The sequence below is a fragment of the Nostoc sp. genome, from assembly GCF_036917635.1.
Taxonomy (GTDB): domain Bacteria; phylum Cyanobacteriota; class Cyanobacteriia; order Cyanobacteriales; family Nostocaceae; genus Nostoc.
Map to the genome: position 1 here is coordinate 121,588 of NZ_JBALCW010000021.1, position 13,120 is coordinate 134,707.

The 13,120-nt window shown below is 41.3% G+C and carries 12 protein-coding genes; 8 read left to right on the top strand and 4 right to left on the bottom strand.

What is annotated here, in order from left to right; translation table 11 throughout:
* Positions 1-126 precede the first annotated feature (126 nt).
* A complete protein-coding gene (locus tag V7K32_RS06530) occupies positions 127-438 on the bottom strand; it encodes a hypothetical protein (RefSeq protein WP_334991379.1) in 312 nt (103 codons plus the stop codon).
* A 470-nt stretch (positions 439-908) separates the two neighbouring features.
* Complete coding sequence (locus V7K32_RS06535; protein WP_334991492.1) at positions 909-1,454, bottom strand: DUF721 domain-containing protein; 546 nt, start codon at positions 1,452-1,454, stop codon at positions 909-911.
* A 170-nt stretch (positions 1,455-1,624) separates the two neighbouring features.
* Here V7K32_RS06535 and V7K32_RS06540 point away from each other — a divergent pair, with 170 nt between their 5' ends.
* From V7K32_RS06540 to V7K32_RS06570, 7 genes are all read left to right on the top strand, one after another.
* Entirely contained in the window at positions 1,625-2,899 is a 1,275-nt protein-coding gene (locus V7K32_RS06540) for a hypothetical protein (protein ID WP_334991381.1), read from the top strand.
* A gap of 303 nt (positions 2,900-3,202) precedes the next feature.
* Positions 3,203-3,949: a PspA/IM30 family protein gene (locus tag V7K32_RS06545; protein ID WP_334991383.1), complete on the top strand. Its 747-nt coding sequence runs from the start codon at positions 3,203-3,205 to the stop codon at positions 3,947-3,949.
* A gap of 162 nt (positions 3,950-4,111) precedes the next feature.
* The gene (locus V7K32_RS06550; protein ID WP_334991385.1) at positions 4,112-4,894 is read left to right on the top strand and encodes a PspA/IM30 family protein; all 783 of its coding nucleotides are present in this window, start codon (positions 4,112-4,114) and stop codon (positions 4,892-4,894) included.
* Between the two features lie 174 nt (positions 4,895-5,068).
* Positions 5,069-5,404, top strand: a complete 336-nt coding sequence (locus V7K32_RS06555; protein ID WP_334991494.1) for a thioredoxin family protein — start codon at positions 5,069-5,071, stop codon at positions 5,402-5,404.
* 144 nt (positions 5,405-5,548) lie between these two features.
* Positions 5,549-6,808, top strand: coding sequence for an LL-diaminopimelate aminotransferase (locus V7K32_RS06560; RefSeq protein WP_334991387.1), 1,260 nt, complete (start codon positions 5,549-5,551; stop codon positions 6,806-6,808).
* A 409-nt stretch (positions 6,809-7,217) separates the two neighbouring features.
* Positions 7,218-8,108 (top strand): NF038130 family PEP-CTERM protein, encoded by an 891-nt coding sequence (locus tag V7K32_RS06565; protein WP_334991389.1) that lies wholly within the window; start codon positions 7,218-7,220, stop codon positions 8,106-8,108.
* Between the two features lie 403 nt (positions 8,109-8,511).
* On the top strand, positions 8,512-8,934 hold the full coding sequence (locus V7K32_RS06570; RefSeq protein ID WP_334991390.1) for a response regulator: 423 nt from the start codon (positions 8,512-8,514) through the stop codon (positions 8,932-8,934).
* 21 nt (positions 8,935-8,955) lie between these two features.
* Here V7K32_RS06570 and V7K32_RS06575 read toward each other — a convergent pair whose 3' ends face one another.
* Positions 8,956-9,135 (bottom strand): hypothetical protein, encoded by a 180-nt coding sequence (locus V7K32_RS06575; protein WP_334991392.1) that lies wholly within the window; start codon positions 9,133-9,135, stop codon positions 8,956-8,958.
* An 832-nt stretch (positions 9,136-9,967) separates the two neighbouring features.
* Between V7K32_RS06575 and uvrC the strand changes: the two genes are divergently transcribed.
* A complete protein-coding gene (gene uvrC / locus V7K32_RS06580; RefSeq protein WP_334991394.1) occupies positions 9,968-11,869 on the top strand; it encodes an excinuclease ABC subunit UvrC in 1,902 nt (633 codons plus the stop codon).
* Positions 11,870-11,943: 74 nt separating this feature from the next.
* On the opposite strand, the gene V7K32_RS06585 is transcribed toward uvrC, so the two are convergent.
* The gene (locus V7K32_RS06585; RefSeq protein ID WP_334991396.1) at positions 11,944-12,342 is read right to left on the bottom strand and encodes a hypothetical protein; all 399 of its coding nucleotides are present in this window, start codon (positions 12,340-12,342) and stop codon (positions 11,944-11,946) included.
* Positions 12,343-13,120: the final 778 nt, after the last annotated feature.

Sequence of the window (13,120 nt, forward strand, 5' to 3'; positions counted from 1 at the left end):
GCCAAAAATCGCACCCTTTATTGATGAGGTGCGATTTTTGTACATATCAACATTTAAAGCACTAAAAATCTTAAAAAAAATCTTATCTTAAGCAAACTACAAAATCAGTTAAGTAATAATGGATGACTAAATAACAACTGCTTTAGCCTTTAGCTGTTCAGATATAGAGGCAGCTATTTGCTCTACAGGGGCAACAGCATTGTCTAAATCTGAGGCTAAGGAATGAGAAGATGTTAAAACTGGAGCTGCGTCTGGCAAAATCCAAGCATCTTCCAAGGTTTCCCAAGATGGTGCAAAAGGTGGAAGCGCTAAAGAGCAAGCCTTCCAAGTTGCTTGAACTGGTGCTCCCAATTGCTGACACGTTCCGCCACGGCGACCCTCTGGTTGGTAATAACGGCAATATTTACAGGCAGATGCTAAAAATTTAATGGGTTTCATTTGGATTCATCTTTAGTGAGGTTTTAAGTTGAATTTCACCTTTATATTTTGCTTCTAGATATATATACGCATAAAAGCCAAAAAATCATTATTCTATCTATGTTTCAGCGATCCCAAGGAAAATATAAACTTTAGGATATTTTTATAATCTTGTTATATTTTTCAATAATCCTTAGGGTTGTTGCCTATAGATTTTGGCTAAAACTCATTAGGGATCAAGATTAAAATTAAAGCTTTGGATTTCTCCAGGATTTATTTTAAGTTTTTGGTTAAGGATAGATTAAGAATAAAAAGATAATTTTAGAGAAATAGTCTGCTTGTACTACCATATTTGGCAGATGATCGCAGTAAAATATCTTTTTTCTTAAGAATCAGAAATATTTTATGTAGTAGCAGCAAGTTACTGGCGACTAAATTTTGCTAAAAGAATAATCGTAAACTATTTTGTTTTCAATTTAGGTCAGTCCTGATTAGGTGGAAAACTGTTTAGCAGCACAGACAGAACAGACTTCCCAGCGCTGGAGTTCGCCGGGTGGGGTGGGAGATTGACACTGGGGACAAAGAGGTAAGCCATGCGATCGCGATCGCATGATCTTCGTCCAATGCCCAAAAGCAGCATTTACATCCTTAGTGGGTGTAACATCAGGGCGGCTAATCTCGTCACCAAGGTAACTGGGATGCTCATGGGGCGAAACCGTTTGTTGCTGTTTTCTCTCCACAGATCGATTTTGCCAATTAGCAGTAGAGAAGCGAATATCAACCAAAGGCGTTGGCAGGTTTTTATTTAACTTTAAAAGCAGAGACGAGCGACCAAAAGTCAGGTTTTGCGCCCAAGCAGCACTAGAAGTTGCTACCGACAAAACATCACGCTGAATCGACAATGGTCGAGTATGTGCAGCAACCACTGGGCCAACAACTTCTGGCCAAAACTTGAGCAGGCGTTGAAATGGTTGCTCTTGCCATTTAGCCTGCTTTTCTAGAACGCCCAAAATATAATTAATTGATTTCAACGACATCATTCAAGTGGGGAGTGGGGGACATGGGGGAGATGGGGGAGATGGGGGAGAAAGAATAACTAATGCCCAATGCCCAATTCCCAATCTATCTATTTAGATAATTTTCGCTACTATTGTCACAAATATATCTAAAGTTAATTCCAACAATCTACGTTTGAGGCACAGAGGCAATGACTCAAAACCCCCTGAATGATTCCGGTACTCAATCGTCTAAAACACCTGGGTTGAAACCAGCACTAGCAGCAGCATTAGCGAGTTTAGAGGTGTCCCTAGAGCAAGAGTTAGCTCGATACCGACGCACGCGAACTGGTTTGGTGGCATCAAAGCAGCCTCGTGTTGCAACTTACATGAGCAGTCAATCTCAGCCGTTAACTGCCATCCCTACAACATTAGGTACAACTCAGTCATCAGTAACGGAAATTAAAACGAACGTACCACCGACATCTTTTGTAGCTGTGAATCCTCAAAAGAACCCAGCGTCAGCTATGGCAAAAATTGAAGAATTAAATAATCTCAATGTGTCGTCTACCTCAGATTCTGCTAAAACACAAACTCAACTTCCGCCGCCGCCGCCCAACTTTAGTAGCAGCATCGTGCCAGCAATTATTAAAGATACTAAGAGCGAAAACCTTTTGCCGCCAAATGACACCCCTAAGCACCCAGATGACTATTTGGAATCTAGTGAAGCACTGCTGCGAAGTCTGACAGAAGAACAACCAAAAACCAAGAAACCAAACAATTCTAGCGAGAGTCTGCTATCACCTTTGGGTATCGGCTCGATGTTGTTGCTATTGGTAGCGAGTCTTACCTTGGGTTATGTAGTCTTCAATCCCAAAAGCTTGCCACAATGGAATTTAGGCAAGTTGTTTAACGGCAACTCGTCTCCTGCACCAGAAAATACTCAAGAAGTCGGAAGTAATGTCCAACCTCAGATCGAGCCACCAAGCACATCTATACCCAAGTATCCTAATCTAGCTGCCCAAGAGTTTCCTGAGGTGAGAGACGCCAATGATGTAGTTGGCTTAAAACCCAAAGTCCAACCAACCCTCGCAGTAGTGCCTAATCCAGTCGTTCCCGACAAAAGAGCAAATCCTCAAGCGGCATTGGCTGAACCCAGCACAGCCCTAAAACCAAAAAATCCGATCGCTTTAGCACCAGTACCGACAGTACAGCCCTTGCCTCCCCTGAATTTGCCTCCCACTTCAACGCCGAAAACCTCGCCCCAGCCGGATGCAGAAATCAAACCAGCAACAGATGGGTTCTATCATGTAGTAATAGATAATAAAGGAACAGCTTTTGCCTCAGCACGGCAAGTAATTCCCGATGCTTATTTATCATCCAACAAAGAATTAGTTTATTTGGGTGCTTTTAAGACTAAAGAGCAAGTACAACAACATCTGAAATTGTTACAGGCAAGGGGAATCAAGGCACGGGTTCAGCAGTGATAAGTTGCAAAAATCTACGATACCATGAGAGAACAGTCTTGAGTTAATGAGTGCTGAGTTAATGAGTGCTGAGTTAATGAGTGATAAGTGATAAGTGCTAAGTGATAGAAACAAAATATTGTTTGTTTACGACCCAATAACAAAAAATATTATACTCAAAACTTTAACTAGGTACTCAGCACTCATTAACTACCTTATGACAAAAAATAATATTATACTTAGGACTTTAACTAGGCACTCAGCACTCTATAACTAATTCATTACTCAGCACTCATTACTGGGTTTCGTGAATGGAGAGCCGACATGGAATTAATCAAGCGTATCCTGCGGGTGATTCGCGCTAATGTCAATAGTTCGATCGGTGGTACAGAAGATCCAGAAAAGATTCTGGAGCAAACTGTCTTGGAAATGCAGGAAAATCTGGTGCAGTTGCGTTCTGGTGTAGCACAAGCGATCGCAACCCAAAAACGCACCGAACGGCAGGCCGCGGCCGCTCAATCTCAAACAGAAGAATGGTATCACCGCGCCCAATTGGCTTTGCAACAAGGCAGCGAACCTCTAGCACGGGAAGCTTTGACTAAGCGCCAAGCCTATAAAGAAACCGCTACAGCCCTCTTTTCCCAAATAGAGCAGCAAAACGAGATAGTCGCTAGGCTAAAAAAGGATATGCGATCGCTAGAGTTAAAAATTTCCGAGGCGAAAACAAAAAAAGATATGTATATTGCTCGCGCCCGTTCTGCCGAAGCCTCTTATCGCCTCCAGGAAATGCTCGGTGGAGTTTCTGCCACCAGCAGTCTGAGTGCTTTTGAGCGCATGGAAGAAAAAGTTTCGCAGATAGAAGCAAAATCAGAAGCAATAGCTCAACTCAGTAGCGACGACTTGGAAACACAATTTACTTCCTTGGAATCTACTAATAATGTAGATGCCGAATTGGCAGCGATGAAGATGCAGGTTTTAAACGGGGCAGAAAACACACAGCACAAAAATCTCCTCACCCACGAGAGCCAGAAAACGCAGCCTCCCCAACAGGAACCCAAAACTCAGGATTGAAGTTCTGCTAATTATCCCACTTTGGAGATATCTTAAAAATTAAGAGTTGTTAGAAGATACTGATTCAAACCGGAAAGATTACATTGAAATAGGTAGCTATTAAAAAATAAAAAAGCTAACTATTCAACAAAAAGCGTAAACCAAACAAGGAAAAACAAAGTTATGGGATTATTCGATCGCATTAGGCGAGTAGTTAGTTCTAACCTCAACGACCTAGTTAACAAAGCCGAAGACCCCGAAAAAATGCTAGAACAAGCCATCCTGGAAATGCAGGAAGACTTGGTGCAGCTGCGTCAGGGAGTAGCCCAGGCGATCGCCTCCCAAAAACGCAGTGAAAAACAGTATAATGATGCCCAAAATGAAATCAATAAGTGGCAACGCAATGCCCAACTGGCGCTGCAAAAAGGTGATGAGAACCTAGCACGACAAGCTCTAGAGCGCAAAAAAACTTATACTGACAGCAGCGCATCCCTCAAAACTAGTTTAGATACCCAAAGCACTCAAGTTGAAAGCCTCAAACGTAACTTAATCCAGCTGGAAAGCAAAATTTCTGAGGCTAAGACCAAGAAAGAAATGCTCAAAGCTAGAATCACCACTGCCAAAGCCCAAGAGCAACTCGAAGGCATGGTGCGTGGGATGAATACCAGCAGTGCAATGTCTGCCTTTGAGCGAATGGAAGAAAAAGTCTTGATGCAAGAAGCACGGGCCCAGGCAGGACAAGAGTTAGCAGGTGCCGATTTAGAAAGCCAATTTGCCCGGTTGGAAGGTAGTAGCGATGTTGATGATGAATTGGCAGCTTTAAAAGCGCAAATTTTACCACCAGCTACTCCACAAAATCAACCCCAACTGCCACCGCAACAAGAAACTACTGCCCCTAATCCTAAATCTAATGAAGTGGTTGATGCCGAGTTGGATTCTCTACGCAAGCAATTGGATCAATTGTAAAATTGGTAGAAAACTTATTTGAGCTAGTCCCACACCTGTTGGCTGTGGGATTTTATATCACTAGTCAATAGTTAACAGTCAAAAAAAGTATGAATTATTGACTATAAACTATTGACTACTTTGGGATAAAGTATTGTGTGTGCCAAGTTTGATCGCCCCCTGATGGAGACTGCAATGAGTAAGGCTGTAATCACCATAACTGATGCTGAGTTTGAAACAGAAGTATTAAAAGCTGAACAGCCTGTATTAGTTTACTTTTGGGCTTCCTGGTGTGGGCCTTGTCAACTGATGTCGCCCGCGATTAACTCTGCTGCTACCAAATATAGCGATCGCCTCAAAGTCGTTAAAATGGAAATTGACCCCAACCCACTCACTGTTAAGCAGTATCAAGTGGAAGGTGTACCCGCCATTAGACTATTTCTTGGTCAGGAAGTTTTGATATCTACTGAGGGAGTCATCGGCAAAGATAAATTACTCGAACTCTTAGATACGCACTTAAATAGTAATTAGTCATTGGTCATTAGTCATTGGTCACTTGTACTGAGCGTTGCCGTCAAGCCTGCGGCATAGCTACGCTTCGGGCGCAGCCTCTGCAAGAGTTGTATTGGTCAAATGACAAAGGACAAAGGACAAATGACAAATGACAAATGACAAATGACTAACATGCAATTTGCAAAGCGTTTACAACCCCTGCAATCTAATGTATTTGCTGATATGGACACAGCTAAGGCGATCGCTTTGGCGGCTGGACGAGAGGTAATTGATTTGTCGTTGGGGTCTTCTGATTTACCGGCTGAAGCACATGTCATTGAGGCGATCGCCCAGTCTCTTGGCGATCGCAGTACCCACGGCTATCTGTTGTTTAACGGGACTCTTGGGTTTCGTGAAGCAGCAGCCAACTGGTACGAACAAAAATTTGGACTCAAAGTCGATCCCCAAACTGAGGTACTACCTCTAATTGGTTCTCAAGAAGGCACAGCCCATTTACCCCTAGCAATACTCAATCCAGGAGATTTCGCCTTATTGCTCGATCCAGGTTATCCCTCCCATGCGGGGGGAGTCTACCTAGCCAGTGGTCAAATCTACCCGATGCCACTACGAGCAGAAAACGATTTTTTACCAGTGTTTGCTGAGATTCCTGCCCCAGTCTTGGCTCAGTCGCGGATGATGGTATTAAGTTATCCTCACAATCCTACTGCTGCGATCGCTCCATTATCATTCTTCCAAGAAGCTGTCGCCTTCTGTCAGCAACACAATCTCGTGCTAGTTCACGATTTCCCCTACGTAGATTTAGTATTTGCCGAGAGTGGGGACTGGGGATTGGGGACTGGGGACTGGGAATTAGGAAATAGAAAAAATCTTTCCCAATCCCTAATCCCTAATACCCGATCCCTAGCCCCTTCAATTCTGCAAGCCGATCCAAACAAAAGCGTCTCGATTGAATTTTTCACCCTTTCCAAGTCCTACAATATGGGCGGCTTCCGCATTGGCTACGCCATCGGGAATGCCCAGTTAATTAACGCCTTACGCCAGGTAAAAGCCGCAGTTGATTTTAATCAGTATCGGGGGATTTTGAATGGTGCGATCGCTGCCCTAACTGGCCCTCAAGTTGGGGTAAAATCTGCTGTTGCTACCTTCCAGCAGCGCCGTGATGCTTTCATCACTGCTTTACACCGCATTGGCTGGAATGTTCCTACTCCCCAAGCCACAATGTACATCTGGGCAAAATTGCCCTCACATTGGAGTCAAAACTCCATCGAATTTTGTACGCAGCTAGTCAAAAAAACTGGTGTAGCCGCTTCCCCAGGTGCTGGCTTTGGTAAATCAGGCGAAGGGTATGTCCGATTTGCTTTGGTGCATGAGCCACTTTTGTTAGAAACTGCTGTAGAAAGAATTGCCCAGTTCCTTCATTGAATTTCTTCTCAAGCTAAACGCTAAGGATTTTTGGCGGCAAAGTCTACGAATAGAACACGCGGTAGGGACGCACATTTTTGTGTCCCTACTAAGTATTTTACTGAACTTAAAAGCCTTAACAAGTAAGTATTTTAACTAATAAATATAATTATAACCAGTGATTAAACGTACAAAAATATAAGAATATTTTTCATCTTTTCATTGATAATCAGCAGGAACTTTACCCAATCAAGTCTCTCCGTTTCTTAAACTGGGTTTGTGCAATGAAATACCAAGTATGGCTAATAATCCAGCTTGCGTTTTTAAGCAGCCGGATTGCCAAAAAGCCTCTAGTCAAAGCAGCCCAAGCCTAAAAACGGCAGTAGTTTAAAACTTAACTTCCAAACTGATTGGACTTGACAAAATGAAAATGACTTTTCAGAAACTTTTGATTGGTGGCTCAGTGGCTATTGGTGTGAGCGCTCTTGCCACTGCCCCAGCCCACGCTACATCCTTTAATTTTAATAATACTGGAGAAATTAACACTTATACTGGTGGCTCAAATGGTACTTTCATTAGAGGGAATGCACAAGGTGGTACTGACGCTGCCATCAAAGCTTTGACTGATAACGACCCCACTTCCAACGTCGAGCTTTGGTATAGTGACGAAAACCCAACATCTAACGTTAGCTTCACTACAACGGTAGATGGAAAAAGCGTCACGGTCAGCAGTATTACAAAAGATGATTGGAAGATATTTGGTTCACAATGGCTTGATGGTTTCCTTCAGGCTCACAGTACTCGCGGTATCACTGTGATTGGGGATAAAGTTACGGTTGGAAGCACAACAATTAGCAAGGCTTACTTATTGAATTCTCTACTATCTACTGGTCTTCCCAGTTCTGGAGATCCTAACATTGGCACTTTTGCATCCGATGCTAGCACTAGTAAATTATCACTTGATATAATTGGACACAAAGACCTCAAGCCCCGTATTTTACAAAATAGTTACAGCACAGGTAACTCAGTTTGGGATGCGATGCTGACAGTCGCAGCAGGTAAGATGACTAGTATACAGGCGAGCGAAATCGCCAAAGTAACTGTCGGTACTGGTAGCGATGTCCAAACTTACTTTGCTTATAGTTTTGATGCAATAGATACGGGTATTACAGCTTCCGATGACAAGGAATCTTACTCTGGAAAATATACTTGGTCACAAAAGCTGTCTACAGCAGTCCCAGAACCATCAGTAATACTTGGCCTATTGGGTGTTGCTGGTGTATTTGCTACCCAACGCAAATTTAAAAAAACATCTATTTAAGATTGGGGGTTCAAAACTACAAATAAGTAAGGGAGCTATTAGCTCCCTTTTTTGATGAATAATTTTTTCAAACTATAAAATAGACCTCTTGCAAAAGTCCCTAATAGCCCACCCCCAACCCCTCCCCGATGTTTTGGGGAGGGGAGTAAGGGGTGGAGTTCTTAATTTTTGATTTATGCAATCTTGTCTAATAATTTAGTCTTCTAGGTTATATAGCTTTTGGCGATCAAATGAGGTACATCAGAGCAAGCTCCTTGCTTGCTCTTAGGGGGTTGGGGGTGGGGTTCTTGTATCTCACCAGACTGGAAAACGCTATACTGTTTCTAAAAATATTTGCAAAAAATGAATCGGTTATAGTAATAATAGTTGGCTTTTACTTAATATAATCAGATAATAGGTAGCAATGACAGCACAATTATTCAATATAGATCAGCCATTGCGGTCACACCAAGTTAGACGAATTTTGCTAGTTGAAGACCATTATCTCAATAGGTTGTTACTGAATGACTATCTAATTTACTCTGGGTACGATGTCAAAAGCTTATCAGAAGGCTCTAGTTTTTTTTCAACTATAGAGAAATTTCAGCCAGATTTAATGTTATTAGACTTGAAATTACCCGATATTGACGGTTATTCGCTCTTAAAACAAGTCCAGCAAAAACCTGATTTGTCAAAAATACCGATCATTGTGGTTTCAGCTTTTGCTTTTAAAGCCGATCAAGAACTAGCTCTGAGTTTGGGCGCACGCCGCTATTTTGTCAAACCTCTAAAACTCAAGGAGCTTATACTTACAATTGAAGAAGAGTTGACTTGCTCCCACAAATAAACTTTTGTATTGGGTGTGCCTTTATTCAGCTTTTTGGTCTGCAATGAACTCTTCAACCCGCTCACTAATATGTTGCACAGAACTGCCAATTTTTGAAATTTGATTTTGTACTTGCGCTAACAACAAAACTGCTGTTTGCAGATCATTGAGGGTTTCAGTCATAGCTTCCCGGTATTGTCCTTCAAACTCTTGCAGATTCATATTTCAACTCTTGCCTGAAATTATTGTAATGGCTATATTCCTAATGATATTCGCAAATTTAACTTACTAAATCCGTTAAATCGCTTAATATTATCAGTTTAAATAAAACCCCAAAATCTTGCTTCAGAATAAATTTTGTCTAAGATTTATATAAGCAATACTTAAAAGTTTAATGAATTTTAATAAAAAAATATAAATTTAGCTAGATGAAGAAAAGAAAATAGTTTTTATAAAAAATAATTTTGGAATAAAAAATAACTGTTGATTTTTAAATGCTAATTATAAATTCAAAAAGCCAAGTTTTTATTCTGACAACTCCGAAAAGACGCGAAATTGGGCTGGGCTTCTCTAGGAGACGCTATAGCGAACGCCCCGCTACGCTAACGTACTGCTGCGCTAATGCGTCTCTACAGGGTTTTGATAACAAAGCAACTAATCAAATTTAATGACATGAACCACTATCAGTAAGTAGGACGGCGGAAATAATTAAAGGTTTGTAGTGAGTTAGTCGCTCAGAGGGGTTTCCCCCATGAGCGACTAACGAACCCGTTGGGTAAGGACTTTACCTGAAACCCTTGTCTTTTAATTTTGGGCTTTCTGGCTGTAATGAAATGGTAGGTTTATTTCCGCCGACCTGTACTAAGCTAAAAAACATCTAATTTGCATAATCTAAATATAACTCTTGTGGGGTGGGCATCCTGCCCGCCCAGCTTATGCAATTTTTATTTGTGGAACAGTTTAGCTACTTTATATTTACTTGATAATTACTTTGCTAAATCGGCACGAAAAAATTATTTTTCTTAAAATAGAGAAAGATTAGCTAATTTTGGTTGTGACAATATCTACTCAAATATTACCACTGCTTAAAGACCCAGAACGACTGGAAAATCGTCTCGCCGAAATTCCACCCGAACCGGGGGTTTATTTCATGCGGGACAGTAGCGATCGCATTATATATATAGGTAAATCACGGAAGTTGCGATCGCGTGTCCGTTCCTATTTCCGCGATGGCTACAACAAGAGTGAACGCATCGCCACGATGGTGAAGTTGGTAACAGAAATTGAATTCATCGTCACTGATACTGAAGCCGAAGCGCTAGCACTAGAAGCGAATTTGATCAAGCAGCACCAGCCATACTTTAACGTGCTGCTCAAAGATGATAAAAAATATCCCTATCTCTGCATCACTTGGTCAGAAGATTATCCGCGAATTTTTATTACCCGTAAACGTCAATTCGGCAAAGAAAAGGATAAATTTTACGGGCCTTATACTGATGCCGGTCTTTTACGAGAAATTGTCCGCCTGTGTAAGCGAATCTTTCCACAGCGACAACGGCCTCAACCACTTTTCAAAGATCGTCCTTGCTTAAATTATGATTTAGGGCGTTGTCCGGGTGTGTGTCAACAGATGATTTCACCAGAAGAATATCGCAAAATTGTACAAAAAATAGCGATGGTCTTCCAAGGGCGAACTCAGGAACTGATTGATATTTTGACTCAACAGATGAACGAAGCATCTGAAAAGTTGAATTTTGAGTCAGCAGCGCGGATTCGTGACCAAATTTCTGGGTTAAAGTCGCTGACAGCTAATCAAAAAGTTTCCTTACCAGATGATACAGTTTCGCGGGATGCGGTGGCGTTAGCCTTGCCGTCAGGCATCGCACTGGCAGCCAAGGAAGAATACGCTTGCATTCAACTATTCCAGATTCGCGCCGGACAATTGGTAGGACGTTTAGCCTTTGTGGCGGATGCTCACGCAGAACCGGGAGCTATTTTACAACGAGCTTTAGAGGAACATTACCAAACTGCTGACTCAGTGGAAATACCTTTAGAAATTTTGGTACAGCATGATTTACCAGATAGCGAGATATTGGCGGATGTCTTAACTCAACGCAAAGGGAAAAAAGTCACAATCTTGACTCCTTTACGGCAAACTAAGGCAGAATTAATTGAGATGGTAGAGCGAAATGCCCAGTATGAATTGCAAAGAATGCAAAAATTAGGCGATCGCAACAACCAAGCAATGCAAGATTTAGCCGCCATTCTCGATTTACCAGATGTACCCCACCGCATCGAAGGTTATGATATTTCCCATATTCAAGGGTCAAATGCTGTAGCTTCGCAAGTGGTGTTTATTGACGGATTACCCGCCAAACAGCATTATCGCCACTACAAAATTAAAAATCCCACGGTGACGGCGGGACATTCAGATGATTTTGCTAGTCTTGCTGAAGTTATTGGGCGGCGGTTCGGTAAGTATGGCGACGATCCACAATTAGCACGTTTGGGTAATCCAGATTGGCCTGATTTAATCATGATCGATGGTGGTAAAGGTCAATTATCATCAGTTGTCGCCGTTTTGCAAGAGATGAATTTATTAGAAGACTTGCGAGTTGTGAGTCTGGCGAAGCAGCGAGAAGAGATTTTTTTACCGGGAGAATCTAAACCCTTAACAACTGATTCAGAACAAGCAGGGGTGCAGTTGTTGCGGCGGTTGCGGGATGAAGCGCATCGGTTCGCAGTGACTTTTCATCGTCAGCAACGTAGTGATAAATTGAAGCGATCGCGTTTAGATGAAATTCCTGGTTTAGGACATCATCGACAAAAGCAGTTACTAGGGCATTTTCGCTCAGTTGATTATATCCGGCAAGCTGCACCCACACAACTTGCTGAGGTTCCAGGAATCGGCCCGCGTTTGGCTCAAGAAATTTACGATTATTTTCATCCTTCTTGATATAGGCCAAAAGCATCTGACATAAGTATTTGAAATTTTCAATTAGTGAAGTTTTGAATTCCAAAACAGCAGTATTACTCGGCATCTATGCTGTAGTATGGGTTCTCAAAAGTTATCGAATTCTTCTGTGCTTCCTTAAAAAGCCAAAACATCAGGTAGATGCCAAAATATTGCTGTTTTTCTTTTTCGTCAAAAGTCACAAATTTTTCAGCCTGTTGATATCGCTCTAACGCTTGCCGAAAGTTCTTTTTTGTAACTTTCTCTCCTAATGCTTGAGATAGCAATTGCCATAACGTAGACCCGACATCCTTCTTTATATAATCGAGGCAGTAGCCGCGATCGTTGGCAAACTGTTCGTATGTCTGATTTTCAGAAGATGCTTTTAACAAATCACTTTGTAAATCAGTCAAGTGTCTGCCAGATGATTTTGATACCACTTTATCCGCAATAGTTAATAACTCTTGGATGTTCATAGGTTAACTAATCTGATGAATTTTATGTAGATGCTTAATTAACTTAAAGTAAAGGGTTTAAGACCTTTTCTCCCAAAGGGAGCTACTGCCTTACAGGGGTTCTCACGGCACTTTATTCTCCTGTCGGAGACGCTGTGGAAACAAGTCGGGTATTGCCCTTTGTAGCAAGTGGTGTGAGAGGTTATGACAAACAAGGCGCACGGTATAATTTTGAATTGTTAATAGTTCATATAGCAATCTGATTTGATCTATTAATTTACTCGTTATACCGTTTCTTTGTGAAGCTGCGCCAAATTAATTTCCTTTACTTCTTATTTCTTTCTTTCTGCCCTTTGCGTCCTTTGCGGTTCGTTCCTCATATAGTTCGGCGCACCTTCATACAGAACTGGTATTAAGACAGGGAACACAAGAGAACAGAGGTAGAGGAGGACGTTTTTTCAAAAGCCAAATAGGAGTCATATAAAATTTATTAACTCGATATGATGGAAATATTGTTTATCTAAGTATTTTTAATGATACAAGGGATGAACTAATTTATAATGAAGTTTATTTTATCTTTAAATAATTCGCTTCTATTAGCTAACTTTTAAAAAAGTTTATTGAAGCTTCATTTTAACTTTAAACTTTTATTATCATTGCTTTAAAATTTTTGCTTTTTCTCTTCTCTTTTAGAGCCAATCCAATATTCGCTCTATAAATATTAATCTTTGACAATTTCCCACTTAATCCCACAAAACCCCCCTCGCGGTTTTTGTGGATCGTTGAGAATATTAGTTCG